28 protein-coding genes are annotated in these 26,746 nt (G+C 40.6%); 16 read left to right on the forward strand and 12 right to left on the reverse strand.

Going from position 1 to position 26,746, the window contains the following annotated elements:
• Positions 1–255: 255 nt before the first annotated feature.
• Positions 256–492 carry a YgjV family protein gene (locus tag QL986_RS13570; RefSeq protein ID WP_024602364.1) on the forward strand — a complete coding sequence of 79 codons (237 nt, stop codon included), beginning with the start codon at positions 256–258 and terminating at the stop codon, positions 490–492.
• 26 nt (positions 493–518) lie between these two features.
• Here QL986_RS13570 and QL986_RS13575 read toward each other — a convergent pair whose 3' ends face one another.
• The 5 genes from QL986_RS13575 to QL986_RS13595 all read right to left on the reverse strand — a co-directional run bounded on the left by QL986_RS13575 (position 519) and on the right by QL986_RS13595 (position 3,527).
• Positions 519–2,207 carry an amidohydrolase gene (locus tag QL986_RS13575; RefSeq protein ID WP_128583340.1) on the reverse strand — a complete coding sequence of 563 codons (1,689 nt, stop codon included), beginning with the start codon at positions 2,205–2,207 and terminating at the stop codon, positions 519–521.
• Positions 2,208–2,415: 208 nt separating this feature from the next.
• The gene (locus QL986_RS13580) at positions 2,416–2,652 is read right to left on the reverse strand and encodes a calcium-binding protein (RefSeq protein WP_016900453.1); all 237 of its coding nucleotides are present in this window, start codon (positions 2,650–2,652) and stop codon (positions 2,416–2,418) included.
• A gap of 8 nt (positions 2,653–2,660) precedes the next feature.
• Positions 2,661–2,897 carry an EF-hand domain-containing protein gene (locus tag QL986_RS13585; RefSeq protein ID WP_036956583.1) on the reverse strand — a complete coding sequence of 79 codons (237 nt, stop codon included), beginning with the start codon at positions 2,895–2,897 and terminating at the stop codon, positions 2,661–2,663.
• A 156-nt stretch (positions 2,898–3,053) separates the two neighbouring features.
• Positions 3,054–3,281, reverse strand: a complete 228-nt coding sequence (locus tag QL986_RS13590) for a hypothetical protein (protein WP_024602367.1) — start codon at positions 3,279–3,281, stop codon at positions 3,054–3,056.
• A 12-nt stretch (positions 3,282–3,293) separates the two neighbouring features.
• Complete coding sequence (locus QL986_RS13595; RefSeq protein WP_290191645.1) at positions 3,294–3,527, reverse strand: EF-hand domain-containing protein; 234 nt, start codon at positions 3,525–3,527, stop codon at positions 3,294–3,296.
• Between the two features lie 304 nt (positions 3,528–3,831).
• Between QL986_RS13595 and QL986_RS13600 the strand changes: the two genes are divergently transcribed.
• From QL986_RS13600 to QL986_RS13620, 5 genes are read left to right on the forward strand one after another with little or no spacing between them, the layout of a single operon-like run.
• On the forward strand, positions 3,832–5,286 hold the full coding sequence (locus QL986_RS13600) for a HAMP domain-containing sensor histidine kinase (RefSeq protein WP_290191646.1): 1,455 nt from the start codon (positions 3,832–3,834) through the stop codon (positions 5,284–5,286).
• A 1-nt stretch (position 5,287) separates the two neighbouring features.
• Complete coding sequence (locus tag QL986_RS13605; protein WP_128583342.1) at positions 5,288–5,821, forward strand: hypothetical protein; 534 nt, start codon at positions 5,288–5,290, stop codon at positions 5,819–5,821.
• Positions 5,822–5,823: 2 nt separating this feature from the next.
• The gene (locus QL986_RS13610; RefSeq protein WP_128583343.1) at positions 5,824–7,173 is read left to right on the forward strand and encodes a sigma 54-interacting transcriptional regulator; all 1,350 of its coding nucleotides are present in this window, start codon (positions 5,824–5,826) and stop codon (positions 7,171–7,173) included.
• 24 nt (positions 7,174–7,197) lie between these two features.
• On the forward strand, positions 7,198–7,698 hold the full coding sequence (locus QL986_RS13615) for a DUF1543 domain-containing protein (RefSeq protein ID WP_024602371.1): 501 nt from the start codon (positions 7,198–7,200) through the stop codon (positions 7,696–7,698).
• 26 nt (positions 7,699–7,724) lie between these two features.
• Positions 7,725–8,876: a murein transglycosylase domain-containing protein gene (locus tag QL986_RS13620; RefSeq protein WP_138764527.1), complete on the forward strand. Its 1,152-nt coding sequence runs from the start codon at positions 7,725–7,727 to the stop codon at positions 8,874–8,876.
• A 5-nt stretch (positions 8,877–8,881) separates the two neighbouring features.
• On the opposite strand, the gene QL986_RS13625 is transcribed toward QL986_RS13620, so the two are convergent.
• Positions 8,882–9,100: a hypothetical protein gene (locus QL986_RS13625; protein ID WP_024602373.1), complete on the reverse strand. Its 219-nt coding sequence runs from the start codon at positions 9,098–9,100 to the stop codon at positions 8,882–8,884.
• Positions 9,101–9,242: 142 nt separating this feature from the next.
• Between QL986_RS13625 and QL986_RS13630 the strand changes: the two genes are divergently transcribed.
• Positions 9,243–10,484, forward strand: a complete 1,242-nt coding sequence (locus tag QL986_RS13630; RefSeq protein WP_128583360.1) for a multifunctional CCA addition/repair protein — start codon at positions 9,243–9,245, stop codon at positions 10,482–10,484.
• A gap of 18 nt (positions 10,485–10,502) precedes the next feature.
• Here the strand turns inward: QL986_RS13630 and QL986_RS13635 are convergent, their stop codons facing one another.
• The 3 genes from QL986_RS13635 to pdsR all read right to left on the reverse strand — a co-directional run bounded on the left by QL986_RS13635 (position 10,503) and on the right by pdsR (position 13,615).
• Positions 10,503–10,658, reverse strand: a complete 156-nt coding sequence (locus QL986_RS13635; protein ID WP_164907909.1) for a hypothetical protein — start codon at positions 10,656–10,658, stop codon at positions 10,503–10,505.
• Positions 10,659–10,790: 132 nt separating this feature from the next.
• Positions 10,791–12,926 (reverse strand): proteobacterial dedicated sortase system histidine kinase, encoded by a 2,136-nt coding sequence (gene pdsS, locus QL986_RS13640; protein WP_128583345.1) that lies wholly within the window; start codon positions 12,924–12,926, stop codon positions 10,791–10,793.
• Complete coding sequence (gene pdsR, locus QL986_RS13645; protein ID WP_128583346.1) at positions 12,920–13,615, reverse strand: proteobacterial dedicated sortase system response regulator; 696 nt, start codon at positions 13,613–13,615, stop codon at positions 12,920–12,922. Before pdsR ends, pdsS begins: the two co-directional genes overlap by 7 nt.
• A 228-nt stretch (positions 13,616–13,843) precedes the next feature.
• On the opposite strand from pdsR, the gene pdsO reads away from it, so the two are divergent.
• From pdsO to QL986_RS13660, 3 genes are read left to right on the forward strand one after another with little or no spacing between them, the layout of a single operon-like run.
• Positions 13,844–14,569 (forward strand): sortase-associated OmpA-like protein PdsO, encoded by a 726-nt coding sequence (pdsO, locus tag QL986_RS13650; protein ID WP_024602377.1) that lies wholly within the window; start codon positions 13,844–13,846, stop codon positions 14,567–14,569.
• Positions 14,570–14,594: 25 nt separating this feature from the next.
• Positions 14,595–16,595 carry a marine proteobacterial sortase target protein gene (locus QL986_RS13655; protein WP_024602378.1) on the forward strand — a complete coding sequence of 667 codons (2,001 nt, stop codon included), beginning with the start codon at positions 14,595–14,597 and terminating at the stop codon, positions 16,593–16,595.
• A complete protein-coding gene (locus tag QL986_RS13660; RefSeq protein WP_024602379.1) occupies positions 16,592–17,197 on the forward strand; it encodes a class GN sortase in 606 nt (201 codons plus the stop codon). Before QL986_RS13655 ends, QL986_RS13660 begins: the two co-directional genes overlap by 4 nt.
• Here the strand turns inward: QL986_RS13660 and QL986_RS13665 are convergent.
• Positions 17,092–18,051, reverse strand: coding sequence for a DMT family transporter (locus QL986_RS13665; protein ID WP_024602380.1), 960 nt, complete (start codon positions 18,049–18,051; stop codon positions 17,092–17,094). The genes QL986_RS13660 and QL986_RS13665 overlap by 106 nt on opposite strands.
• Before the next feature lie 131 nt (positions 18,052–18,182).
• Here QL986_RS13665 and proB point away from each other — a divergent pair, with 131 nt between their 5' ends.
• The 3 genes from proB to gltX all read left to right on the forward strand — a co-directional run bounded on the left by proB (position 18,183) and on the right by gltX (position 21,287).
• Entirely contained in the window at positions 18,183–19,286 is a 1,104-nt protein-coding gene (gene proB, locus QL986_RS13670; protein WP_024602381.1) for a glutamate 5-kinase, read from the forward strand.
• A 106-nt stretch (positions 19,287–19,392) separates the two neighbouring features.
• Positions 19,393–19,752, forward strand: coding sequence for a glutathione S-transferase N-terminal domain-containing protein (locus tag QL986_RS13675; protein ID WP_008111110.1), 360 nt, complete (start codon positions 19,393–19,395; stop codon positions 19,750–19,752).
• Between the two features lie 50 nt (positions 19,753–19,802).
• Positions 19,803–21,287: a glutamate--tRNA ligase gene (gltX, locus tag QL986_RS13680; protein ID WP_024602382.1), complete on the forward strand. Its 1,485-nt coding sequence runs from the start codon at positions 19,803–19,805 to the stop codon at positions 21,285–21,287.
• A gap of 57 nt (positions 21,288–21,344) precedes the next feature.
• Here the strand turns inward: gltX and QL986_RS13685 are convergent, their stop codons facing one another.
• Positions 21,345–22,196, reverse strand: coding sequence for a CPBP family intramembrane glutamic endopeptidase (locus QL986_RS13685; protein WP_024602383.1), 852 nt, complete (start codon positions 22,194–22,196; stop codon positions 21,345–21,347).
• An 87-nt stretch (positions 22,197–22,283) separates the two neighbouring features.
• The gene (locus tag QL986_RS13690; protein WP_024602384.1) at positions 22,284–22,679 is read right to left on the reverse strand and encodes a hypothetical protein; all 396 of its coding nucleotides are present in this window, start codon (positions 22,677–22,679) and stop codon (positions 22,284–22,286) included.
• A gap of 156 nt (positions 22,680–22,835) precedes the next feature.
• On the opposite strand from QL986_RS13690, the gene QL986_RS13695 reads away from it, so the two are divergent.
• The 3 genes from QL986_RS13695 (at position 22,836) to QL986_RS13705 (ending at position 26,321) form a co-directional block, all read left to right on the forward strand.
• The gene (locus QL986_RS13695) at positions 22,836–23,540 is read left to right on the forward strand and encodes a DUF3581 domain-containing protein (RefSeq protein ID WP_024602385.1); all 705 of its coding nucleotides are present in this window, start codon (positions 22,836–22,838) and stop codon (positions 23,538–23,540) included.
• Between the two features lie 91 nt (positions 23,541–23,631).
• Entirely contained in the window at positions 23,632–24,879 is a 1,248-nt protein-coding gene (locus QL986_RS13700) for a DEAD/DEAH box helicase (protein ID WP_024602386.1), read from the forward strand.
• A 1,019-nt stretch (positions 24,880–25,898) separates the two neighbouring features.
• Positions 25,899–26,321 carry a hypothetical protein gene (locus QL986_RS13705; protein ID WP_290191647.1) on the forward strand — a complete coding sequence of 141 codons (423 nt, stop codon included), beginning with the start codon at positions 25,899–25,901 and terminating at the stop codon, positions 26,319–26,321.
• The last annotated feature ends 425 nt before the right edge of the window (positions 26,322–26,746 follow it).

Genomic DNA, 26,746 nt, shown 5'->3' on the forward strand with positions numbered 1-26,746 from the left:
TCCTATTTATTACACCTTAATGACGATAGCATTAAGATTAAGAATTTATGCTAACTTGCCCACGCCGTTAAGATAATTAATAGCGTTAAATGACCTTCATTCTTCCGTGTAATGATTAAAAATTGTGGTATTAACCAGTATATTTTAAGGTTTTATTGGTAAGTTAGCTTTTTTATTTTAACTACTGCGTAGCGTAGCTTAATAATGTACTAAAATTTAACGCGTAATACTAACCTAAAGCCTAGGAGAGAACAATTGAGTTGGGAATATTTAGGTTATTTAGCATCCGTCTTATTAGTCATATCATTAACCATGACTGATGTAACCAAACTACGTTGGTTTAATTTATTGGGCTGTATTGCGTTTACTTTTTACGGTGCGGCTATAGGCTCAGTGCCGGTGGCTTTTACCAACGGCTTGTTGGCTTTGGTCAATATTTATCACATTATTAAGCTATATCGTCAGTCAAAAGTTGATACAAAAAAGGGTTAACGCAAGTTAACCCTTTTTGTTTTTAATTACTCAGCTTTTGCGGCATCTTTTTCGTAGCGTAACGTACCCGCAATCCACGTTTGCAGCACCTGAGTTTTGTATAGCTGCTCAATGGGGACTTTAAAGTAGTCTTGATCAACCAGTATAAAGTCAGCCCATTTACCTTGTTCTAAACTCCCTAGCTTAAACTCTTGATGCGCTGCATACGCGCCGCCAAGGGTAAACGCACGTAATGCATCTTCTCTGCTTAACACTTCACTGGCGCGCCAACCATTTTCAGGCAATTGATTATGATCCATACGTGTAATGGCAGAATATAAGCCATCAAACGGGTTCGCCAGCTCGACAGGGTAATCAGAACCCGCTGCAATAGTCGACCCCTGCTCTAAGAATGTTTGCCAAGCGTATGCGCCTTGGAGTTGTTTATCGGTTAAACGCTGCTCTGCCATATGCATGTCAGATGTAGCATGCACAGGTTGCATTGATGGAATTATTTTCAGGGTTTTAAAGCGCGGTATATCCTCCGGCGAGACGATTTGTGCATGCTCCATGCGATTACGCAGTAGTATACCACCGGTTTGCTTAAATACATTTTGATAGGCATCGAGCACAATTTTATTTGCTCTATCGCCAATGGCGTGGGTATTTGCACTAAACCCGCTTTTAAAAGTGAGTGTAAATAATTGTTCTAGCTTTTGTTGGGTTTCAAGCATTAGGCCAAAGTGGTTTGCTCTGTCTGCGTATTCTTCAATAAGCGCGGCACCGCGTGACCCTAAGGCACCGTCAGCGTAAATTTTTACACTGCGAATAGATAAAAAATCTTGAGCATCTTGATACCGACCCGCTTTAAGCATCATGTTTAAATCTGGGCTTGCTGCACTTAACATCGCTACAATTCTAAGCGGTAATGTACCTAACTCAGCGCGCTGTTTATAAACTTGCCACGTGGTTTTATCAATACCTGCATCGTGGGTTGAGGTAATGCCTAAGCTTAATAAATGTTTACCTGCGGCATCTAATGCATTGCTAACCGATTGCGCAGATGTTGCAGGCATATGTTGAGTAACCAAGGTTTCTGCTTTATCTATAAAAATACCGGTTGGTTTGCCAAACTCGTCTTTTATAATTTCTCCACCTGCTGGGGCTGGTGTGTCAGCATTAATATTGGCAAGTTCTAGTGCTTTTGAATTAACCCAAATAGCATGGCTATCTACTCGCGATAAAATAACAGGACGGTCGCTGACGACTTTGTCTAAATCAGCAGCGGTAGGGAAACGCGTGTCGGACCATAGCTCTTGGTTCCAGCCCCGACCAATAATCCAACCTTCTTTGCCTTTGGCAAATTCGTTGAGCTTAGCGGTTATTTCATCTACCGATTTTGCGCCGCGCACATCCAGCTGTGACAAGTTTTCACCCAGGCCAATTACGTGTCCGTGGGCATCAATGAGCCCTGGTAATAAGGTTTTTCCATTGGCGTCAATTAGGGTTGCGCCCGGGAAGCTATTTTTTAAGCTGTCAGGACCTGTTTTTACAACTTTGCCATCTTTTATGACTAAGGTTGTAAATGTATTTACTTCGCCGTGGCGCATTTTTCCTTTGTATAAAGGGGTGTAGCCATTGGCATTATATATTACTTTCGTTTGTGCAATTGCCACACTAGATAAGGCGCAGAGGCTTGCTAGTAATACCGGTTTAATTAATTTATTGAGTCGCATAAGAGGTATGTTGTTATTATTTGTACTATCACAGTAGCAAACTCAAATTTAGAATACCAATAGCATAATTTATTAATAGTCGAATAAGCCCAGCTTTTAGCTAGAGCAAGCAAATTCAGGGTAGGATAGGTTGCGTGTTAACAGGAAAGAATTTGTTTAATCTTCTCAAATAAAGCCTAATTAACTAGGCTTTATTTGAGGGAGCTATTTATTTACTGGCGTACAAACTATATTCGCTTAATGACAATTGTGCGTCTTTATCACGGTCGTAACTGCCAAAGCGTGACCATAAAGCAGGATCACTGGCAGTTTCCGAACGAGTTAAAAAGCCATCTTGATTACGGTCAAGTTTTTCAAATTCTGAGGCAATATAGCTATTTGTCGCAAAGCTCATGCAGCTAACAACAGTAAGCGTTAGTAAAATAATATGGCGGATAGGTTTCATCTAAATACTCAGTACAAATTGGTGGTTAGATAGTTTTTAAACTCAGTTAAAGAAATTCTGTTGTCTTGATTTTCATCCCAATTTGAAAATGAGTTTAATAGCTGAGGCTGAGCAGCAAGCTCGCTATGGGTTAAATACCCGTCGTTGTTGGTGTCTAGATGTTCAAAGCGTTGCTTTACATCAAGTGCAAATGCACTATGGCTAACAAATAGTAAAGCACCAATAAGGAGAAGCTGTATTTTCATGGTTGGCGTTCCAAGGCATATTTTAATTGCTGGCAGTAATGAAATAAAGCACTTGCCATAATTTAAATCCCAACATTAAATCCGTTTACACACTCCCTCAGGGATTATGGCAAGTGCTTTTAAATCTATACTAATAGATTAAACTTGAATCTAAACTTAAGGTTTAAAGTTTTGGAATTCTTTTTTAGAAATCATCTCGTTATTATCTTTGTCTAAATCGGCAAACTGCTTAAGTAATTGTTTATCTTGCTTTGCCTCAACAAGCGATATTTGGTCATCCATATTTTTATCTAAATGCATAAAACGTACATTTAATGGCGATGCCAGTGCGGTGGCACTAATAGCTAAAAATAGGAGCGAAAAAGCACCAATTAGTTGTTTCATGAATGTACTCCTTTATTTTATAAACAGTTTAAATTCGTTTAGAGATATGAGCCCGTTTTCATCGGTGTCTATCTGTGCAAAGTTCTCATGTAATAAAGCATCTTCACCTGCTTCAGCTTCACTTAATGTGCCATTACTGTCTTTATCCAGGCTGTAAAATGCTGTGTTCACATCAAGCGCAAATAAATGGCTACTTGTGAAACATAACGCTATTAAGGCAGTAGATTTTAAATAACCTTTAGTCATTCCTTGGCCTTTAAAAATTAATATTTATAAGCGTATTACAATTATAGTGCCATCTTTAATTTTTATTAAAAATCAATGGTTTAATTTTTTAACTTGTTTTTAATGAGTAATATTTACCGACGGTTGTGTGTTTTATGCAACATTTTCTTAGTTAGAATTTTTTACTATTTTTAAATCAAGTGTTTAACTTGTCGCAATTGTGCGACATTGCAACGATTTTGCTCTCAAAAATGTATTTGGTTCAGCGAGTGTATAAGTTGAGCGCTTAATAATAGAGCGCTTAAAAGTAGTAAAGGATTAGTGTATGCCTGCAATCATGGCTGAAAAATATAAAGCATTGATAAATTGGCGCCCCAATTTAATTGGCCAATTTGTAATGAGCATGCTGTTGTCGCTGTTGCCCTTATCTATAGTGGTTATTGTGTTTTTAAATGTATTAAATAAGCAATTAGCGGTCACTCAGCAAATTGTGAGTAATAATTACCAAGTAACTAAGTCGTTTAATCTGCTTAAGCAAGAGCTTAATAGTTTAGAAAGAGCAACTAGGCAAAACTGGGTATTAAAGAGCGACTCACTCGATAAGCTAATCGTAGATAAATGGCAATCATCATTGCAAAACATCAATGAGCTAAAACAGCTTTCAAATAACCAAGCAAATACACACCAATGGCAACGGCTAACGGATACTTTGCAAACGGCGCATACTCAACTTGTGGTTGAAGCGCGTCAACAAGCTGAGTTATTTGTGCCAATCAGCGAAATATTAGCGGAGCTAACATTGTGGTTGCGTGAGGAAAATGAAGCCAAAATCACTCAAAACCAAATTAAGCTCACAAATTTACAAGCTTCCTTTATAAACTGGTTGATTGCACTTACGCCTTTAACGCTGCTTGTTGGCGGCGGTTTTTTGTGGCGCATAAGCGGGCGCTTAAAAAGCTTAACCTCAGTGATTGATAAATTAGGCCAAGGAGATTGGCAGCAAAAAATATCGGTGCAGGGATCAGCTGAACTCATAGAGTTAGGTAATAAGTTGCAGTGGGTGCAAGCGCAGCTGCATATGTTAGAACAACAAAAAGATACATTTTTACGCCACGTTACTCACGAATTAAAAACCCCTTTGGCTTCTATGGTTGAGGGCACTGAATTACTAGCCGATGAAATCGTTGGCCCCATCAATAACGAGCAAAAAGCGGTACTTGGGCTGATCAGTCAATCGATGGTGAGGCTACGTACTATGATAGACAGTTTATTGAGTTATAACGCCATTCGCACCAGTAAAGACAACGTCAGTGAAGTGGAATTTAATCAGCTAATAAAAAAGGTAAATAACCACTTTGAGCACCGCTTAAATGCGCGAGAACAATCGCTTATTTGGCACAATAGTTTACCTAATATTTCTCTTAGTTTGCCACGGGAGTTAATTGAAATGATTTTAATTCAGTTAATTTCCAATGGCTTAAAGTTTTCTCAGCCAAGCCAAGTCGTTACTATTAGCTTGAGTCTAGAAAGTAACGGCCTAAATATACAGGTAGCAGATGAGGGCTGTGGCATTAAAGAGCATGAAAGAGAACATGTTTTTGGGGCGTTTTATCAAGGTAAACATACCAAAGAGATTAGCTTACAAGGCAGTGGTTTAGGCCTTACTATAGTCAAAGAGTCAGTTGAACAGTTACATGGACAACTAAAAATTGAGCATAATGAGCCGCAAGGCTGTCGATTTAACATTGTCATTCCCTATAAAAATAAAGGAGTTAAATAATATGTCTGCGCGTTTAATGGCTATTGTATGGCTAACCAGCAGTCTTGTTTTTTTATCTGGGTGTGAAATAACAAACACTCAAACACAGGGTGAATCAGCATTAAATGTACCCTCTCAGCCAGATAGCAAAACGAATCAGCCAAATCCCAAACCTCGGCCAAAATCAGAGCCAATATATCCCTCTGCAGCGCTAGTTATTGCTTGGCATGCCAATCAGTGCGGTGGTTTTAAATTAGCGCCTAGCAATGAAGCCTACTTAGGGGAGCAAGCACTGAAAGCGTTTTTTAGTAAAGCATGTTTAAAGCTTAGTAGTGACCCCAATACTGTGATGAGTCAATTACTTAAGCTGGATCAGGCATACTATTGGCCCGATGATATAAAGCACTATTTATGGCTGCAAAAACAGCAGGTATTAATGCAAATAGATGCAAAAAAACAACAGCAAGCATTGAACGTCAAAATGCAAAAAACCTTGTCGTCATTAGCCGCAATTGAACAGCAACTTTTATTACGTGAAGAAACCAAGGAGCAGTAACTATGTCAGTCACACTTCCATCAAGTGCTAAAGTGTTACTCGTTGATGATGATGCCAGCTTGCTGCAATTGCTGGCGATTCGAATTCAATCAAAGGGTTATGAAGTAACGATCTGTGATAGTGGTATGAACGCATTACAACTACTTAAAAACCAAGTGTTTGATGCGGTGATCACCGATTTAAGAATGGATGAAATGGACGGCATGGCGCTTCACCGACAGTTGCAAAACCGCTACCCTGCGTTGCCTGTTATTATGATGACGGCTCATGGATCTATCCCTGAAGCGGTAGAGGCCACCAAGCAAGGTATTTTTGCCTTTATCACAAAACCCGTTGATAAAGATGAGCTGTTTGACAGCCTAGCTAAAGCCATTGAGATACATGGGGTTAATAATGATGAAGTCGCCCCGCAAAGTAATATTGTCACCCGCAGTGGCGCTATGCTGCATTTGCTGGAGCAGGTGAAACTATTAGGGCCTACACAAGTTAACGTGCTTATTTCTGGTGCCAGCGGTACCGGTAAAGAGTTGCTTGCGCAGGCGATTCATCAGCATAGCCATGTTAGTGATGGTCCATTTGTGGCAATAAACTGTGGGGCCGTGCCTGGTGAGCTATTAGAATCAGAGCTATTTGGTCACAAAAAAGGGGCATTTACAGGAGCTGTAAAAGATCATCAAGGCCTATTTCAGCAAGCGCAAGGCGGTACCTTATTTTTAGACGAAATTGGTGATATGCCGCTTAATTTACAAGTTAAGTTGTTGCGTGTGCTACAAGAAAAAACCATTCGCCCAGTGGGCTTTCAAGAAGAAATTCCTATTAATGTGCGAATTGTTTCTGCAACCCACAAAAACCTGCCTGAAGCGATTAGTAATCAACAGTTTAGAGAAGATTTATACTACCGGTTAAACGTCGTAAACTTAAAGTTGCCCCCGCTGTGTGAACGCCGTGAAGATATTAGCTTATTAGCCAACTTTTTTAGTGCCAACATCGCAAAGCGTATGGAGCAAAAAGAAAAGCGCTTTGCAAACGATGCCATGCATGCCCTAGTAAGGTATGATTGGCCAGGTAATATACGTCAATTACAAAATGTAGTGGAGCAGGTGGTTGCGTTGACTCCTAGTGAGGTTATATCTGAACATTTAGTGCTTAGTGCGCTAAACAGTAATGAAAGTAACGTTGAGCCATTATCACTTAATGAAGCTAAAAAAGAATTTGAACGAGACTATGTAATTAATACCCTGAAAATGGCAGGGGGCAATGTGGCAGAAGGCGCCAAACTTGCCAAGCGTAATCGTTCTGATTTTTATAAGTTGATTAAAAAGCATGAGATTGACGTAGATAGTTTAATTTAATTTGGTTTTTAAAAGGAAGTGAGCATGCAGTTATTCATGGTGTATTTAGGTGGACGCATTCAAGGTTGTCACATAGAAATGCACGACGTACGTTTTGTGGTAGGCCAAAATATTGAGCAAACCTATACCAAACTAAAAAGCCAATGGGTGGGTGATAAAAACAGTGTACACATGGATAGCTACATGGCGGTTAATCATATTGATGGTTATAAAATCGAGGTGGTTGATAGTTATGTAGAGCAAAATAAGCAACTTTATTTTGTTAACTTAGGTGCTTACAGAAGCGACTCAATGGCAGAGCAACACGACTTTGCTTTGTATGTTGCCAGTAGTAGTGAAGAAGCAAAACAACGCGCTAAAAATGACTTATTAGCAGGGCTGAGTCATCTTCATAAAGATGATTTATATGATGTTGATGACTGCTTTGCGATTGATTTACTCGATAGTCAGCTTAATATTAAGCTAACCCCAAGCGGCCAAGCACAACCAATTAAACCGGACTGGTTTGGTTATCATGTATTATAGTTGCTAAGCATTTGTTTGGATATTGTGTGAAAAAGTATGCGTTTATACTTTTGCTAGTTGGCCTAAGTGGCTGTAAGTCACTGTCGGGTTTACCGCCCGTTGTTGATTTAAATAAACTGGTAAAGCAAGTAAAAAACGACCCGACCAATGTGGTTGCAATTCACAAGCAAGCTCAAAAAACACAGCGCTCTATTAAAGCGCAGGTTGGTAACGTAAAGCAGCTTTTAGCCGCATTAGAAAGCGTTGTTGGGCGCAAGTGGGGTAAGCAAAATACGCAACAGCCTAGTGCAAAAAAATACGTCAAATACAGTAATGATTACCAAGCTCGTGCCATTATTGATTTTGAGCAAGGCACTGTAAAAGTAGAAACCATCGCGTTAAAAAATACAATAAGCTTGTTACAGCAGGCCATTGTTATGACCCTACTGACCTCCAGCGACCCCGATAAAACCGATATTTTTACCAGCGAAGCCCCCATATTAGAAGGCGAACCGTTTTTATATCAACAAGTACTCGACCAAGATAAGTTACCAATAAAATACTCTTGGCGGGCGAATCGGTTTGCGCGTTATTTAGTAAATAATAACTTACAAAAAAGGCGTCAGTATGGACATGTTATTTCGTCAGTTAGTTTTGATTTAGTCGAGCAAAATGCTCATTTGAGAAAGCAAAAGTACAGTGATTATGTGCTGGCGGCTGCAAATAAATATCAAATATCGGCAGCACTTATTTATGCCATTATTGAAACCGAAAGTAGCTTTAATCCACATGCGGTGAGCTCATCAAACGCATATGGATTAATGCAAGTGATCCCCGCAACTGCCGGGCGGGATGTGTATCAAAAAATTAAAAAAGTACCCGGGCAGCCAACCAAAGCAGTGTTGTTTAATCCAAAACATAATATTGATATTGGCAGCGCGTATCTAAGTATTTTAAAAAATAATTACTTACATAAAATTAATACTGATAAAAGTAAGCACTTTGCCATGATCTCGTCTTATAACGGTGGGGCGGGTAATGTATTGCGTATATTTAATAAAAATAGAAGTGTGGCGTTTTCACAAATAAATCAGCTTACTTCAAGCCAGTTTTATAACATTCTCACCACTAAGCACTCTCGAGCGGAATCAAGACGCTACCTATATAAAGTCACTAAAGCAGAAAAAAACTATCAGTAACTTATTTACTCATCACTTTCTTGTTGCTCACTTTTAGCGGCCATTTTAAAGGCCACTATCACTAAGCCAAACATAGCAAATGGAATAGCGGCTAATAGGTATTCTACCAGATGACTGTCTTGAAAATTAGCTTGCAGCAAAAAATGCCCCGCAACACACATAATAATAACGATCAAAAGGATGGGCAGTAACCTAAGTTCTTTTTTTGCTGAGTGTTTTTTCATTAGTTAAGATGAGTTGAGGTATAAAAAATAATGCACTATTGTAATGAGCTTACTAAAGCTTGGCAAACAACACTGATTTTTAAATTGCGATTAGGTATGATTAACATCAAAGAAAACCTTAAAAGTAGTGGTTGGGGATAAAGTGCAACAAAGCTTAAAGCAAGTTTACCTAGTTGGCGGAGCAGTACGAGATAAACTGCTAAACATACAATCAAAAGATAACGATTACGTTGTTATTGGTGAAACGCCAGAGGTTATGGAAGCGCTTGGGTTTTTACCCATTGGCAGCGACTTTCCCGTTTACTTGCACCCAAAAACCAAAGAAGAATATGCACTAGGGCGCACTGAGCGTAAAAGTGGTAAAGGTTATACCGGCTTTGTAGTGGATGCGAGCCCCAATGTTACGCTTGAAGAAGACTTAGCACGCCGAGATTTAACCATTAACTCTATGGCGCTAGACGAAAACGGCACTGTTATTGACCCGTTTAATGGTCAAGATGATTTAAAAAATAAAATACTGCGCCACACCACCCAAGCATTTGTAGAAGACCCGGTTCGGGTATTACGTATTGCCCGTTTTTTAGCCCGTTATGGTAGTGAATGGTCTATTCATCCAAGTACTACTGCATTAATGCATGAGCTTAAAAATAAAGGCGAGCTGGAACATTTAGTGCCAGAGCGCGTGTGGTTAGAAACTGAAAAAGCGCTTGGTGAAAAACACCCAGAGCTTTATTTTCAAGCATTAGATGGCTTAGGTATTTTTCCTGAAATTGAACAGATGAAAAACACCCCACAGCCGGCAAATCATCACCCAGAGGGCGATGTGTTTGTACATACTATGTTAGTACTTAGACGAGCAGCCGATTTAAACTTTAACCTAGAAACCCGGTTTGCTGCTTTAACTCATGATTTTGGTAAAGCACTAAGCTATAAAAAACGCGGTAATTTACGCGGCCATGAACGTGAAGGGGTTGCGGTGGTTGAGGCCTTTTGTGAACGGCTAAAAGTACCTAATCGCTTTCGTGATATAGGCGTGCTTACCAGTGATAACCATACGCTTTGCCACACGCTTGAACAATTAAGGCCGCAAACCATTCATAAATTAATCGTCACTAATTTAAATGCACTAGTGCACCCAGAGCGTTTTATTGCCTTTACTCAAGCCTGTCAGTGTGATGCACAAGGACGAGGCGAAACGCTGGTAGATAAGCCTTATCCACAAGCCGCTAAATTACGTGCTATTCACAACGAACTACAAAAAATGGATAAAAAACAAATTGTGCAACATGCACTTAAAGGCGGTAAAAAAGGCCCCGAAATAGGTGAAACGGTCAAACAGGCAGAAATAGACTGTATTAAAGCGTTTTTACAGCTTAATGGCTAACTTGTAAGGTTAGTGTAGTTAAGCACTACGTGCTAAAGCCTCAGCTTGCATGGCTTGTTTATTACTTACCTTGGGCTTTTTAGTCGCGCCCTGTTGAGCATGGTTATTGGTTGCATTAGGACGATATAAATCGAGAATAAACTCTATTTCTTCGGGTTCTAGTAACTCTTTCATTTTGACTCCTCCTAGGAGAGTAGACTAAGGCTGAGCGAATGAATTAAAAGTGAATCGTTACACTTGAGTGTGAATTAAATTGTAACTGCAAAGCTTTAAAATAAAGCAGTTTATAATTAAACCGCTTTTTGTTTAATTATTTAAAGGCAGGTTCACGGTAAACACCACACCGTTGCCTTGCTCATTATTGTGTGCTGTTACTGTACCGTTATGGTAATCACACACCAGCCTGACAATATAAAGTCCTAAACCTAAATGCGGTTGTTGCTGCATTTGCTGGCTGCGCACCGATACCATAGAGTCAAAAATATGTTCAGTAAGTCCCTCAGGCAATAAAGTACCTGTATTACTTACCGTTAATGTTGCTTTGTTTTCGCTTTGCTTCAGGCTGACTTCAATCGCGGTGTTGGCTTCACTAAATTCCAAGGCATTATTTATTAGCTTATCGAGCAGTTGCGCTATAAATTCAGGGGCACCTTGCATTGGCAGTGTGCATTGGCAAATGTTGAGTGTAAATAACTGGTTAGGATAAGTAAGTTGGTAGCCCTGCATACAGCCACTAATTACTTTTTGTAAATCAAACGGCTCTGGCTCATTACTTTGAATGCTTTGCTCAAGGCGGGTTGCTTCACTCATAGTGGTAATTATTTTACCTAAACGCTCAACTCCTTCACTGGCACGCTCAAGGTATTTTTGACTCAGTTCACTTTGCTGCAAGCTTTGTAAGTTCTCAAGTGATGAACGTACAACCGCAACCGGTGTGCGCAGCTCGTGAGATAAGCGCGACGACATATTTTCTAAATAATCGGTATAGCCACCAAGTCGGCTCACTATATTTGAAAAGCTACGCGATAAATCGCCAATTTCGTCATTGGCATCGCTGTAATTTATATGACCTGTTACTCGTCCTTGCGCATCAATGGCTTGCTCTGCTGTATCGCGTAGTCGCCTAATACGACTTGATATACGTGAGGCAAAAAAGAACAAAGTGACTGTGCCAATTAACATGACCGCTAAAATCACATTAAACAGTTTTTCCAGCGATTTATTACGCAGTGTGCGCACGCCATTAGTGGTTTCTTCGGCTATAACTGCACCGATAACTTTATCCTCGATCCAAATAGGATACGCAGCCGATAATATTACCGCTTTGTTATCGGGAGTGAGTCGCCAAGACGAGGCCGGTTGGCCTTTGAGTGCTTTGGCTAAATGAGCGCCTTGCATTGAAGCTACATCGTGTAAGGTATCTATAAATTCATCTTCAGGACGGGTTAAAATTTTATAATACAAAGGATGTAAATAGGCTTGTTCAAAGCGCTGCCACGCAGTTTTTGGCGCTTGATTTTTTAGCCCATCGGCCCATACGCCATCGGCATTTTGAATACTGCCCGATTGCGCTAATACACGGTGATGATTATCGACCACCCATATGCGACTGCCGCTGTGTCCCATGCCTTTTAATATACGGTTTATTTCAGGGGAGGGCACCAGTACCGAACCTAAATCATTCGGGTTATTTAAGTTCGATGTAGACATTATACTAGGGGTTTGGTTTGGTTGTTTACTATCAACATCGGCAATGGCAAATCCCAGTTTATTGCCAAGCATACTCAAAGGAAAGCGCAGCTCAAGGTTGTAACCAGTGTCAGTTTGTTTAAAGAAACCCTGAATTTTAGTAAAAGGCATTTTACTGTTGGCATCAAATGCGTTGACCCAGCCATCTTGGCGCGGAGCAATAATATAAGTATTAAATTGTCCATCAGGGTTTTTTAGGCCAATTTTTATGTAATCGTTATTGGTAATGCTGAGGCTGTTTTTAGCACGGTAAATTACAGTGTTATCTGTGACTTTAAATACAGCATATAAGTAATTATCAAACTTACCTACCATATGGCTAAATGATAAGTTGCTCAGTTGATGGTTATCATTGGCTGTTTGTAAGTAGCGTTTGTCATAAAGCCAAAATAGCGATTGATAAGCGTCCCAGTCGTTGAGTTTGCCATCGAGCTGAATCGGGCTTTTTAAATTATAAGCATAGAGATCGCGACCTTTTACCACCTGATCTAAAAAGTTGGTTTGTTCGTCAAATAAAGCGGGGCGTTCATGCAGGGCCGTGGCCAGTGCACGTGTAGTGCCTACCAACGTTTTTTCTTGGCCTTGGCGTAAAAACTTTTCCATTTCCCATACATATTCGTAGCCAAGCCATGGCAACAAAAACAAAAAGCACGAAAGTAGGATAAATTTACTGCGTAGGCCAAATCTCAGCATGTGGGTTGCTCCCACCTGTAACCCATGCCATACACGGTATCAATGCAGTCAAACTGGCTATCGAGTGCTATAAACTTTTTACGAATGCGTTTTACATGAGAGGTAATGGTACTGTCGTCTACATAAATTTTAGCATCGCTCATTAACTCATTACGGCTTTTAACGTGTCCTGGTCGCTGAGCGAGTGAATGCAGCATCCAAAACTCAGTTACGGTTAAATCAACTAACTGGTGTTGCCAAAGCACCTGCATGCGTTGCGTATCGAGCGTTAGTTGACCGCGAATTATTAATGCGTTGGCATCAGCGGGTTGCTCTAATGCTTCCATGCGGCGAAATAGCGCACCAATACGCGCGGCTAAATGCGCTAAGCTAATATCTTTGGTTAAGTAGTCGTCGGCGCCCATGCGCAGGCCGCATACGGTGTCTATTTCGCTGTCGCGAGCGGTTAAAAAAATAATTGGTAAGGTTTTAGACAGTGAACGCAGTGTCTGGCACAGTAAAAAGCCGCCATCTATTTCATGGCCTAAACCAATATCAACAATGGCTAAATCGGGAAGCGCTTCTTTAAAGGCCGCTTCTGCTTGAGGGCGGTTTTCATAACCACTCACCTGATAGCCTTGAGCGCTCAGCATTTCTATGTAGTTTTCGCGGATTGCGGTTTCATCTTCAATGATGGCTATTTTCTTCATTTTTATTAATTACTCATATTGACTTAGGCGCACTATAGCGAAGTTTTTGCGCTAAGTACGGTTAAAAACACAATTGCCATTTTTTTGCCACAATTGCTCAGCAGTTTGCCATTTTTGATCCCCTTTGTTGCCACTTCATGCTGTTTTAATACAACTATTGAAATTACAGATACAACGCAAGTGCCAACCAATAGCTTGCCAACCATTATTAATAGTAAGGAATAGACCATGAAGAAAACATTAATCGCACTCACACTTGTTAGCACTTTTTGCGCTCCTGCTTTTGCCGCGGATACTCCATCGAAAGAAGCAAAAAAGGAAACCATAGTCGGCCTAAGCACAGGTGCCATTATCGGTGGCGTTGTTGGTGGGCCTATTGGCGCGTTTGTAGGTGCATTTGCTGGTGGCTTAATTGGCGATGCCAAGGTGGCTGAGCAAACCATTGCTGAGCAGCAACAAGCTTTAACTGTAATGGCAGAGAAAACCAACGACTACCAGCACGTACTTAATCATAACAGCCACCTAGAGGCGCAACTTGAACTACTGGCGCAGCAAAATGAGCAACTAACGCAATCACAGCTTAATAATTTATTGGCAATGACGGTGCAATTTAAAACAGGCTCTAGCGATATTGCTCCTCATTTTGCCAAGCAGCTTGATCAATTAGTTGCGTTATTAAAAAGCCAACCGCAACTCGCGCTTGATTTAAGTGGCTTTGCCGATCAGCGTGGTGAAGAGCAAGCAAACTTATTACTTTCAAAAGCCAGAGTAAACGCCGTACAAAGTTACTTAATTAAACAGGGAGTAAGCCATACACGTTTGAGCACACAAGCGTTTGGCGAGCAACAAAGCATAGCAAACAGTAACACCCTTGAAGATAACTTTTTTGACAGACGCGTTACTCTCACTACTCGTGCGTTAAATCAGTCAAGTAATCAAACCGCAAGCAATTAACAACGTGCGTTCGAGGGAGTGATTTATGTTGAGTAAACCCACCAAAGTGCTTACCAAGGTAAGCCTTTTTATTTTTATTATTATCGTGCTTTTAGCCAGCTTTAAAAGCCATGCGCAGTCGCCAAAACTATCCTTGTTTGATAGCCAAGGAGTGGCGGTTAACCCTGGGGTGATTTTAAAAAGCGATGCAAAAATGACCCTAACAGGACTAATTAATCATGTTGTAGTAACGCAGCACTACATAAATGAAAATCCTTTTGCAGTAAATGCACGTTATGTTTTTCCTTTACCCGATGAAAGTGCCGTGCAAGCAATGACCATGCGTATTGGTGAGCGAGTGATTCACGGTAAAATAGCAAAAAAACACCAAGCAGAAAAACAGTACCAAGCTGCCAAAAAAGCAGGCAAACAAGCTTCATTGCTGCGACAGCAGCGTGCAAATATGTTTATTACAAATGTGGCAAATGTAGGGCCAGGAGAAGAAATAGTTATAACGCTTGAATATCAAGAGATTATTGATTACCAGCATGGAACCTTTGCGATTCATTTTCCAACCACAATAACGCCACGGTATCATGCAACAACAGGGAAACTGAACGAAGAGCAAGATAAGCGTACGGTAAAAAGTGATCATACATCTTCGTTTACTCCACAAGGATGGTTAAGCCCTATTTATACAAAGCAAACCAATGAGGCGGCTAATGCCAGCGATTTAAGCTTAACAATTAACATGGATATAGGCTTAGAATTGGTTGATATAAACGCTAAGTACCATCAGGTAAATATTGAAAACTCTGCGTTTGGGCAATACAGCATTGTGCTAAAACCACAGCAAGCAATAAATAAAGACTTTGTACTGGAGTTTAAGCCACTACAAAAAGCGCAAGCTCAAGCCGCACTTTTTACTCAGCAAGCAAAAAATGGTGAGCAGTTTGCGTTAGCGATGTTGATGCCGCCAAGCGATCAGTTTACCCAGTCTGAGCGTTTGCCGCGTGAAATGGTGTTTGTGGTTGATACCTCGGGCTCTATGCATGGGCAGTCTATGGAGCAAGCTAAAAAAGCACTGTTTTACGCACTCTCGTTACTTGATAGTGATGATAGCTTTAATATTATTGGCTTTAATAATCAGGTTACTGCCATGAGTGATACCCCTTTAGTTGCTAGTGACTTTAATTTACGCCGTGCAAGGCGCTTTATTTATAACTTGCAAGCCGACGGTGGTACTGAAATACAAGGTGCGCTTGATGCCGTACTTAATGGTGCGCAGTTTGAGGGTTTTGTACGCCAAGTGGTGTTTTTAACCGATGGTAGCGTGAGTAACGAAGATGAGTTATTTAAAAGTATTGCGCGCACTTTAGGTGACAGCCGCTTATTTACCGTCGGCATTGGTAGCGCACCTAATCGCTTTTTTATGCGCCGCGCTGCTGATATAGGTAAGGGGTCTTATACCTTTATTGGTAGCACCTTTGATGTGCAGCCAAAAATGCAGCAGTTGTTTGATAAACTCGCTCACCCGGCGATGACTAATTTAGCGTTAACAAATACAAATGGAGACAGCTTAGATTTTTGGCCCTCCCCATTACCGGATCTGTATTTTGCTGAGCCTATTATGGTGGCTATTAAATTAGATAATACCGATACAATTACTTTTACGGGGCAAACAACGCATGGTGAGTTTAAGGTTAAGCTTAATTCGCAAGCAAGCTCAAAAGCCACAGGAATTGATAAGCTCTGGGCACGTCAAAAAATAAAGTCATTATTGCTATACAACCAACAAAGTGTTGTAAAACAGCAAGTGCAGCAACTTGCGCTTGAGCATCAATTACTTAGCCCATTTACTGCGTTTATTGCCATAGAAGAGAGCACCATTAAAGAAGTTGCTAAACAAACTACACAAGTGGCTAATTCAATGCCGCAAGGAATGAGTATGCGCTTGCCGCAAACTGACGGGCAAAGCAAAATGCATATTGTGTTTGGAGCTTTAATGCTACTAGGTGGCCTGTTGTTAGTAAGGCGCTGTAAATGAAAAAGTGGTTGAGCATAGGTTTACTAGCCTTAGGACTGAGCCTATTCGGCCATGGTGCATATATGCAGGCAAAGGCATGGCTTGCACAAGTGTTAATAGAGCAAGCATGGCAAACAGCCCTTAAATCACCCAATAAAAAAATTAAGCCGTGGTTTTATGCTGATAGTTACCCAGTGGCACAAATAATATGGCCAAAGCATAATAAACGACTAACCGTGCTCGATGGTGCAAGTGGTAGAAATTTAGCGTTTGCGCCCAGCCATTTTTTAGCTGCGGGGGAATTAGGTGGGGCTGATGTTGGTAATTCGCAAGGAGCACTTATTGCTGGCCACAACGATACCCACTTTGCGTTTTTAAAAAACGCTAAAGTGGGGGAGCAATTTTCTCTGCAATTACAAAATGGCAAAGTGCAGCATTATTCAGTGACACATGTTGAGGTGATTAATCAGTACAACACCGATTTTTTGCATCAAGCAGGGCTGTATTTACTGACCTGTTACCCTTTTGATTCGCTGGCCTCGGGTACCGATTTAAGGTGGCTAGTGTCGGCTGAAATATCCTCACCCGAGGTAGCGTTAGGAATATCGACCACTAGTTCTTGATGGCGTTGGCTTATCATTACGCCTATAAACACCACAAATATGCTGAACCACTGGCCAAGTGTCAGTACTTCGTTAAGAATAATGGCTGACAAAATTAAAGTGAAAATTGGAATTAAATTAGAGTAAGCCGCTGCGGTTAACACCGACACTTTACTAATCGCGTAGTTGTACATGCCGTACCCACCCAAAGTGACACAAGAGCCTAAGTACAAAATGCTCATTAGTGCGGTTAAATCGTGTTGGTTTTCGCTGGGTAGGTCAATAAATAATAAAAACGGAGCAAAAAACAAACTACCACTCACACCTTGCAGAGCAATCAATGTGAGTGGGGAGTAGCGGTTAGCTAAATGCTTTATACACACGGTGTAAAATGCAGCGCACACCATGGCCATTAATTCTAAAAAATTCCCTAATAACGGGTTTGGTGCTTGGCTTGAACTCGGTGAGAGCAAGGTCAATAAAATACTGCCGCCAATACACAGCGTAAAACCCACCACAATAGCTTTACTAATGTATTCTTTGAGCATAAAAAAGGCTAATAACGCCACAATAATAGGTAAGCAAGACACAATAACCCCAGCCTGAGATGCAGAGGTGTACTCCATTGCGTGGCCTTCAAATAAAAAGTACAAACAAGGCTCTGCCAGCGACATACCTAATAAATACTTCCAATCGCCTTTTAAATATTCAAAACGAATTACGTAACGCCATAAACATAACGAAATCAGTAAAGTGGTGAGCATACGTAAAAATATCACCAAGGCCGGATCATAAATCGCAATCGCGTATTTAAGTGCAATAAAGGAGCTACCCCACAAAAAGGTGGCAATAATTAAACATAAACTGGCAGGCATAAGGTGTAATTTAATCGGTTGAATATAGTGCGATCCTAGCACGCAGAGGGGGTGCTTGAATATTTTTTACTTGTTCAAAAATACCGAACTGGTATAAATAAATTCATCATTTATTGCGCTAAGTAAAAAACATGCAAAGGGATCAGGTAGTAGTTGTAAAGCTAGGTACAAGCGTACTCACTGGCGGTACCGATAAGTTAGACAAAGCACATATGGTGGAACTTGTTCGCCAATGCTGTGAGCTAAAAAAGCAAGGTCACCAGGTTATTTTAGTTTCTAGTGGTGCGGTTGCCGCAGGTCGCGAACAGTTATTAAAACCCTGTGGGCGCACATTAATAGACAAACAAATGTTGGCCGCCATTGGACAGGGGCAGCTCATTCATATTTGGCAAAGTTTATTTGCGTTGTATGGTGTTAACGTGGGGCAAATGCTACTAACGCGCGCCGATGTTGACGACAGAGAGCGTTATTTAAATGCCCGCGATACTCTCAATGCCTTATTAAATTATGATGTTGTGCCGATCATCAATGAAAACGACGCGGTTGCTACCAGTGAAATAAAAGTAGGTGACAACGATAACTTATCGGCATTAGTGGCTATTTTGGCCAATGCCGATAAATTACTATTGCTGACCGATCAACAAGGGTTATTTACCAGCGATCCGCGCACTGACATTAACGCCACCTTGATTGATGAAGTTACCCATATTAATGATGAGTTACGCCAACTTGCGGGTGGCAGCGGTACAAACCTAGGCACAGGGGGTATGGCAACCAAACTACAGGCAGCCGATATTGCCAGAAGAGCTGGGGTTGAGGTGATTATTGCCAAAGGCGCGGATGAAAATGTAATTTTAAAATGCATGAGCGAGCAACTGCCAGGCACCCGTTTTTTAAAACTTACCGCCCCTAAAGATGGTCGAAAAAAATGGTTATTGGCAGGGCCTAAAAGTAGTGGCCAAATTTTAATTGATGCCGGTGCGGTGCATGCATTGCAATCTAAGGGGGCTAGTTTACTTGCTAAAGGTATTACGCGTGCAATAGGTGAATTTGAACGTGGAGATTTAATTAACTTAATTGATGTAAACCAGCAAATTATTGCACGGGGGTTAACGCGCTTTAGTCATCTTGAAATCGATAAAATAAAAGGCGCACATTCTAATCAAATCAGCCATTTACTTGATTACGATAGCGGCGTGGAAGTGCTACACAGAGATGATATGGTGGTGTTGTAATTAAGCACTTTTTTAACGATATAGCGCAACGTATAATCCGCTTATAGTGTTGCGCTTTTTTGTGTTAAAATCTTGCACCTTAAATTTGTTGTAAAGAGTATTGAAGATGAAATTAGTTCGCTGGGTTTTAGGTTGTATCATCTTATTTTTTAATTTTGTTTTTACGCCGCGTAGCAAAAAACGTGATCCGCAAGAGCAAACTAAGCTTGATCAGCAAACCGCACAATTTAAGCTCTATCAATTCAAAGCATGCCCTTTTTGTGTAAAAGTGCGCCGTTCAATTAAGCGTGAAGGCTTAAAAATTGAAACACGCGATGCAAAAAATGATGAGCAATACCGCCAAGAGCTATTAGAGCAAGGCGGAAAAGTTAAAGTACCTTGTTTACGTATTGAGCAAGATGGCCAAGTTAAATGGCTTTATGAATCAAACGATATTATTGCTTACTTAAACAAAGTAGCCGCTTAAAATATTTATTGGTATTTCATACCATCTCACTTATTAAAAGAGACATTACCATGACAATTCGTACCCGTGTTGCTCCGTCACCAACTGGTGACCCGCATCTTGGCACCGCTTACATTGCCTTATTTAACTACTGTTTTGCTAAACAGCAAGGCGGTGAATTTGTACTTCGTATTGAAGATACTGACCAAGTTCGCAGCACACCAGAATCTGAACAAGCCATCATGGATAGCTTACGCTGGTTAGGCCTTGAGTGGGATCATGGTCCTGATGTAGGTGGTGAGTTTGGTCCATACCGTCAATCTGAGCGCAGTGATTTATATAAAAAATACGCTCATCAGTTAGTTGAAGACGGCAAAGCATTCTACTGTTTCGCAACCAGCGAAGAACTGGACCAAATGCGTGAAGAGCAAATGGCCGAAGGTCTGCGTCCTAAATACGATGGTCGTGGCTTAAACCATACAGAAGATGAAATTAAAGCAAACCTAGCTGCTGGTAAACCGTACGTTATACGTATGAAAATCCCAAGCGAAGGTACCTTTAAGTTTAACGATTACCTACGCGACGAAATTGAGATCCCGTGGGAAAACGTAGACATGCAAGTGCTATTAAAAGCAGATGGTTTTCCAACGTACTTTTTAGCTAACGTGGTGGATGATCACCATATGCAAATTAGCCATATTTTCCGTGGTGAAGAGTGGATAAACTCAGCGCCTAAGCTATTAAAACTGTATGAAGATTTTGGTTGGGAAGCACCCGTACTAGGTCACTTACCATTACTGCGTAATCCAGATAAATCAAAATTGTCCAAGCGTAAAAACCCAACGTCTATTAATTACTATAAAGAAATGGGTTACCTACCAGAAGCGGTACTTAACTACTTAGGCCGCATGGGTTGGTCAATGCCTGATGAGCGTGAAAAGTTCACCCTTAATGAAATGATTGAACATTTTGACATGAAGCGTGTATCGCTTGGTGGCCCAGTATTCGACGTAGACAAGTTAAGCTGGTTAAACGGTATGTGGATCCGCGAAAACTTAACTGATGCAGAGCTAATGCAGCGTTTTGTTGACTGGAAATTTAATGGCGACATGCTTGCTAAAGTATTACCAGAAGCTAAAACGCGTATAAATACGCTCTCTGACATGGTTGATTTAGCAGGGCACTTTGTAGGCGGTATCCCGACTTACGATCCTGCGCTATTAACAGCCGGTAAAGCTGACGAAGATGTTATTCGCCAAGCATTACAATTTTTTGTATGGCAGCTAGAAGGCTTACGTAGCTTTGAAAAACCAGCTATTTTTGCAATTGCAAAAGAAGTAGCCACCTTCCACGAGCTTAAAATTAAAGACTTCTTAGAGCCAATATTTGTTGCAATCACAGGTAAAACATCGTCTACCTCTGTACTTGATGCAATGGAAATTTTAGGGTCTGACCTATCGCGTGCACGTTTACGTGTCGCGCTTGCCCATTTAGGTATTTCTAAAAAGCAGGCTAAAAAGATAGAACGCGCATACCGCGATTACCCAAGTACGTAATCCCGTATACAGATTCAAAAGCCGCTTAATTTAAGCGGCTTTTTTGTGCCTGTAATTCTAAGATGGAGTTGCCAGCATAGGGTAAGTAAATAAGAAAAAGTGAAACACATTAACGAGCCAATGACATAAAATGGCCCATTCTAATCGGCTTGTTTTATAGTAAATATAGCCATAACCAAAACCTGCAACAGCCGCCACAAGCATATAATGAGTACCCGCTGAAAAGTGTGCCAGTGAAAATACACAAGTACTGATAGCCGGTGCGAGCAGTGCAAACCTGCTCGGGGTTATTAGTTTTGAAAGCTTAGTTTGTATCACTCCCCTAAATAATGCCTCTTCTGCAACGCAGGTAAAAAGTAGATTGATAGCTATAAATAACAACCAAAATTCAGGTACTTTTGGCGCAAATTCAACAAGGTTTAACGTTAAAGCAGTTATGAGCGCTGCTAAAATAGTGATAATTATGATTAAAGCAGGGTAGCCGAAAGTTACTGGCTTTGCCGTTTTATTTTTTGCAAAAAAATAAGCGGCCAGCATTAAACCCGCTAATGCTTTATCAAAATTAGCATACAAGGTAAATGCAATTGCGTTACTGGTGATTTGTTCATTAACAACAATTGGCAGGTTATTAAAACCCGCAAACCAATGTAAGGCCAACCCGAGTGAGGCTGTTATAAATAAAGACGTTAGAACATTACGTTTTAACGCTGAGGTTGCCAATAGCGTAAAGTGAAACAATCCCACATAAACAGCTATAACAGCAACCGCGTTTAAATTTATATATTCTTGATAATAGGCGCTAATAATACTTAGCAGCAATAAGTATCGCCATAATGGTTGGCGAAATACAGTGAGTTTACACTGCGGGAAAACACATAAAATAGCGGCAGCTAAAAAGTAAAAAGTCATTGGCAAATACTGCTTGTTGTTTGATAGGGGAAATGAGAGAAAACGAATCACATAGCGTTATAGTCTCAATTAGATAATTTTGAGCTATTAATAATTATAGGCTTGTCCGGTACAAATAACGGCTAAATCACAATTGTAGCGGGATACTGATTGGCACTGCTCTAGTGTAAATGCATTGCCACCTAAATAAAGCACATCGTTTTTAAGGGATTCTATAGCTTGTGATTTCAAACGGTTATAGCTAATTGAGGATGTTCGCGTATCATCTGATACATCGCAGCTTTCGCCTTTTATTCCACCAAGAGGGCTTGCACCTCTATCGAGAGCGTCCTGAACACTGTAAAACTGCTCTAGACCACGTTTTTTAGTGTGGCTTGAAACGTGTTCTGATAAAACCTCGTCGTCGATATTGGTTGTGTAAGTAATGTTATTACAGCCAGTTAATAATGAAACCGCGCATATTAATAAACAAAAATACTTCATTAGTTAATCCCTTAAACTCGTATTTGCCTAATTTACTTAGTTAATTAGCGAGTTGCAAATTATCATTTTTCGCCTTTATTAAACAGATTCGACCTCTCAAGATTTTTTTTCTGGTAGTATAGCTAGGTTATAAGCAGTTTAAGCAGTGAACACACTATGTTAAGTCCTTACTATCAGCAGCATGCTGATTATGTTTCAATTTCTCGTGAGCAAGGTTGTCGCTTTGCTAAATGTGTAGCCGACGACTACAACCCGCTTCATGATAAAGACGCTAAAAAGTTTTGCGCACCAGGAGACTTACTTTTTTCTCTAGTGTTAGACCGCTATGGCATTAGTGAGCGAATGGAGTTTACCTTTGCCGGTATGGTTGATGAAAATACCAAGCTAAATTTTCCAAAACAACCTGGAGAAGAGTTTGATGTAAACCATGGCGAAAAAGTAATTTTAAAGGTTAAACGCGACGGTAAAACCAGTAAATGCCCAACACTTACAAACAGTTTAATAAAAAATTATGTTGAGTTCTCAGGTGCTGCGTTCCCGCATGTAATTATTCCTTTAATGGGCAAGCAAGAGGTAATGATAAATCCTGCGCGGCCTATGATTATTTATGAATCAATGATCATTAACCTTAATAACATTGATATTAAATCACCAACCCTTGAGTTTGCAGAGCCAAGCTTTGAATACGCTGGTAAACGCGGCAAAATAACCTTGCGCTTTAATTTACTCGAAAACGGCGAAAAGGTGGGTTTTGGCGAAAAACACATGGTGGTATCGGGTATTCGTGAATACTGTCAAAGCACCGTAGATGATTTAATTGCATTTTATAATGAACGTAAAGCCACATTAAAACCAGCTTAAAGACTTCATTTTATATAGGCGCTATTTAGCGCCTTTTTTATTACTAAAGCTCAGGTATAATAGCGTTCTTTGTTATTTTAAAGCCAAGCTTATGTCTGCCACATCGTTCTCATCACTAGCCCTAGACCCGTTACTATTAACGGCAATAGAGCAAAATAATTACACTACGCCTACCGCCATTCAGCACAAAACGATACCGCCAATTTTAGCGGGCAAAGACGTGATGGGCAGCGCTCAAACTGGCACCGGTAAAACAGCCGCTTTTGTTTTGCCGCTATTACATAAGCTTTTAAATACCACTAAAAAAGACGAACCAGGCATTGCTCGTGTGGTTATTTTAACGCCCACCCGTGAACTTGCTCAGCAAGTATTTGCAAGCTTTGAAAAATACGCACAAGGTACAGATATAAAAGGTGCACTTGCCTATGGTGGCGCAAGCATTGGCCCTCAAATCAAAGCACTTAAAACAGCGCAAGTAATAGTGGCAACGCCAGGGCGCTTACTTGATCACATAGTGAAGGGCAGTGTGGTGCTTTCAAGCGTGGACTCTTTAGTATTTGATGAAGCAGACCGTATGCTTGATATGGGTTTTATTGACGAAATTAGACGAATACTGCGTCATATCCCAGGCGATCGTCAAACCTTACTGTTTTCCGCCACCTTTGATGACAGTGTATTTGAGCTGAGTAAAAAATTGCTCAAAGATCCTGAGCTTATTGAAGTTGATAAGCGCAACTCTGCTGCTGTAGAGGTTGAACAAGTTATTTACGCAGTAGATGAAGACAGAAAGCGCGAGCTGGTATCGCACATGATTGGCATGAAAAACTGGCGACAAGTGCTTATATTCACCCGCACTAAACAAATGGCTGATAAACTTGCCAAAGAAATGTGTAAAGATGGTTTAAAAACCGAATCTATTCATGGTGATAAATCACAGGGTGCTCGCGATCGCGCATTACAAAACTTTAAAGAGGGCAGTACACGTGTTTTAGTAGCCACCGATGTAGCTGCGCGCGGTTTAGATATACCGGCACTTAAATATGTAATTAACTTTGAATTACCATACATAGCTGAAGATTATGTACACCGTATTGGCCGTACAGGACGAGCTGGCGAGCAAGGGCTTGCTATGTCGCTAGTGAGTTTAGATGAGCAATGGCTGCTTGAAGAAATTGAAGTACTGCTTGATACCCGCTTAACACCACAATGGCTTGAAGGCTATGAACCTGATTTAAATAAGCCACCAAAAGATAACCGCAAAAACACTAACAAAGCGCGTAAAGATCGCGATAAAAAACGTATTACAGGGCAAAGAGCGCCGAATAGAAGACGCAAATAAAAGCTTAGGACTTCACCTAACAGGCAGCTAAGAGCGATAAGCGGTCATTGATATTGGCCAAATATCGTCGTTAATTGATTTGTTAAACTGTTCTTTGCGCATAAATTCATGAAAATGAGCGATGCGCGCATATTGTTCTATTTAACTTTTCTTTAAAGTTTTAGAAAACTTAGTGATAGTAATACCTTAGGTTATTTGTTAAAACTATATATAGTAGACAAATGAGCGTGGAGTCGGCAGAAATATGCGCGATGAGCGCACTATTAAATTGTTAGGTTTCTTGTGAAATTATTCACCCGTTCAAAAGTTCTCTTTTCTCTCTCTGGGTTAAGTTTTATATGGTTTTTAATCGTCTTCCAAAGTGAACTTTCAAACCCTGACGTCGTGTGCAGTGCAGACTTGGTTACTAAAAAAGAGTCTGTTTGCTTAATAAATAGAATGGATTCTGAACGCTTCAGAGTCACCGTAAGTTACGGTGGCTCACGCAAAACAAGTCAAGAAAAGGTAACTATCAAGTTTCTTCCAACGGAGGGCAGTACAGAAAACTGGTCATTAGTCTTAAACCCTAGATCAGCAAGCTACTCTGGGCAAACAAAACGGTATTATGGGACGCTAAACTATGGCACATTCAACAATGAGTTCCTTAAACGAGAAGCATTGACAATTCGCGCCAGCGAAAATGTTTCTTTGTTTAAAAAGTTCGAGGTCAGGGTATTAAGAAACCCAAATGGAGCAAAAGTCTATTTGTGGGCAATAGTCACTCTAATACTTCTTTTTTTGTCTATTTGGTTTAGGACCTCAATCTTTGTAGAAGGTATCGGCAGACCATTACCATATTTACTCTTTTTTTTCGTATCATTAGTATTGCTCGCGTGGGAACTGTGAAAAACCTAACAAAACACTAAAGGCGCTCGCGATGCTCGCTGGGACGCTAACACATGGGCTGCGTCACTTCGTTCCTAATTTTAGCCCATGTGTTACCGCCCCTTAGTGGGATGTTAGTTGTACATGGAGTGCCGATGTATTCTTCGATAAAGAAAGTTCTATTTAATATTGGTGGTTATTCCTTTTGGATACTATTAGTCCTCTGGGCTGGTTTGTCACTTATCCTTAAAGGCTGTGAATCTGCTTGTTACCATGAAGTAGTAAAATCTGTACCTTCCCCTAATGGGAAGCAAATAGCAGAAATATCTATTGGAGATTGTGGCGGAGCCACAACAGACTTTTTTGGTGGGGTTAACATTAAAAGCGATAACCCTAAGTTAACCGCTGAAAACGTATTTACCTTTGATGGTCGACCAGAAGAGACTGGGCTTGAGGTGCGCTGGGTTAGCGATACAGAATTAATAATTAGTATTTCTGACCTTTATAAAGCTCGATACATTAATCCGAATGGCAGACAATCTGCTGATTTAAAAGTAAAGTACGAGTATCGTGAATAACTCAACTAACAAGCAAAGCCAGCCGACGCGTACCGCGCAGCTGCTTTGAGCGTTACCAATGACCGCCCATGGCACTCAGCCGATAGTCGGTATAGAGTGGTTTAACTTACAGTATAAAGCAGTTATATATCGCTAACGTGGTAAATTAGATTGTTTCTGGTAAATTCATTATTTTTGTCGGATGGCGTGGCTCCGCCACTTATCCGACCTACGTCAAAATGTAGGTTGGTTAAGCCGAAGGCGCCACCCAACAGGCTTTCAAATTCACTTTTTATCCGCTCATGGCACAAATGCGACTGTCAGATTTGATAAAGTCCTACAGTTTAAACCTCACAGATCAAGTTAGTACTTATTAAAATAAACGAAGCTAACTACTTGAACTGGCTTATTCTATGTAGCTTATTATTGTTGCCCGAACCCCGAAC

This window comes from Pseudoalteromonas sp. APC 3250 (assembly GCF_030407915.1).
GTDB classification, from domain to species: domain Bacteria; phylum Pseudomonadota; class Gammaproteobacteria; order Enterobacterales; family Alteromonadaceae; genus Pseudoalteromonas; species Pseudoalteromonas tetraodonis.

Excerpts from the sequence above, each read along its gene's own strand:
- QL986_RS13595 (WP_290191645.1), bottom strand. The coding sequence starts at position 3,527 with ATGACTAAAGGTTATTTAAAATCTACTGCCTTAATAGCGTTATGTTTC.
- QL986_RS13675 (WP_008111110.1), top strand. The coding sequence starts at position 19,393 with ATGAAATTAGTTCGCTGGGTTTTAGGTTGTATCATCTTATTTTTTAAT.
- QL986_RS13590 (WP_024602367.1), bottom strand. The coding sequence starts at position 3,281 with ATGAAACAACTAATTGGTGCTTTTTCGCTCCTATTTTTAGCTATTAGT.
- QL986_RS13685 (WP_024602383.1), bottom strand. The coding sequence starts at position 22,196 with ATGACTTTTTACTTTTTAGCTGCCGCTATTTTATGTGTTTTCCCGCAG.
- QL986_RS13625 (WP_024602373.1), bottom strand. The coding sequence starts at position 9,100 with ATGAAAAAACACTCAGCAAAAAAAGAACTTAGGTTACTGCCCATCCTT.
- QL986_RS13655 (WP_024602378.1), top strand. The coding sequence starts at position 14,595 with ATGTTGAGTAAACCCACCAAAGTGCTTACCAAGGTAAGCCTTTTTATT.
- QL986_RS13610 (WP_128583343.1), top strand. The coding sequence starts at position 5,824 with ATGTCAGTCACACTTCCATCAAGTGCTAAAGTGTTACTCGTTGATGAT.
- QL986_RS13665 (WP_024602380.1), bottom strand. The coding sequence starts at position 18,051 with ATGCCTGCCAGTTTATGTTTAATTATTGCCACCTTTTTGTGGGGTAGC.
- gltX (WP_024602382.1), top strand. The coding sequence starts at position 19,803 with ATGACAATTCGTACCCGTGTTGCTCCGTCACCAACTGGTGACCCGCAT.
- QL986_RS13605 (WP_128583342.1), top strand. The coding sequence starts at position 5,288 with ATGTCTGCGCGTTTAATGGCTATTGTATGGCTAACCAGCAGTCTTGTT.
- QL986_RS13635 (WP_164907909.1), bottom strand. The coding sequence starts at position 10,658 with ATGAAAGAGTTACTAGAACCCGAAGAAATAGAGTTTATTCTCGATTTA.
- QL986_RS13600 (WP_290191646.1), top strand. The coding sequence starts at position 3,832 with ATGCCTGCAATCATGGCTGAAAAATATAAAGCATTGATAAATTGGCGC.
- QL986_RS13580 (WP_016900453.1), bottom strand. The coding sequence starts at position 2,652 with ATGAAACCTATCCGCCATATTATTTTACTAACGCTTACTGTTGTTAGC.
- QL986_RS13615 (WP_024602371.1), top strand. The coding sequence starts at position 7,198 with ATGCAGTTATTCATGGTGTATTTAGGTGGACGCATTCAAGGTTGTCAC.
- pdsR (WP_128583346.1), bottom strand. The coding sequence starts at position 13,615 with ATGAAGAAAATAGCCATCATTGAAGATGAAACCGCAATCCGCGAAAAC.
- QL986_RS13705 (WP_290191647.1), top strand. The coding sequence starts at position 25,899 with ATGTATTCTTCGATAAAGAAAGTTCTATTTAATATTGGTGGTTATTCC.
- QL986_RS13700 (WP_024602386.1), top strand. The coding sequence starts at position 23,632 with ATGTCTGCCACATCGTTCTCATCACTAGCCCTAGACCCGTTACTATTA.
- QL986_RS13690 (WP_024602384.1), bottom strand. The coding sequence starts at position 22,679 with ATGAAGTATTTTTGTTTATTAATATGCGCGGTTTCATTATTAACTGGC.
- pdsO (WP_024602377.1), top strand. The coding sequence starts at position 13,844 with ATGAAGAAAACATTAATCGCACTCACACTTGTTAGCACTTTTTGCGCT.
- QL986_RS13695 (WP_024602385.1), top strand. The coding sequence starts at position 22,836 with ATGTTAAGTCCTTACTATCAGCAGCATGCTGATTATGTTTCAATTTCT.
- QL986_RS13660 (WP_024602379.1), top strand. The coding sequence starts at position 16,592 with ATGAAAAAGTGGTTGAGCATAGGTTTACTAGCCTTAGGACTGAGCCTA.
- QL986_RS13585 (WP_036956583.1), bottom strand. The coding sequence starts at position 2,897 with ATGAAAATACAGCTTCTCCTTATTGGTGCTTTACTATTTGTTAGCCAT.
- proB (WP_024602381.1), top strand. The coding sequence starts at position 18,183 with ATGCAAAGGGATCAGGTAGTAGTTGTAAAGCTAGGTACAAGCGTACTC.
- pdsS (WP_128583345.1), bottom strand. The coding sequence starts at position 12,926 with ATGCTGAGATTTGGCCTACGCAGTAAATTTATCCTACTTTCGTGCTTT.
- QL986_RS13575 (WP_128583340.1), bottom strand. The coding sequence starts at position 2,207 with ATGCGACTCAATAAATTAATTAAACCGGTATTACTAGCAAGCCTCTGC.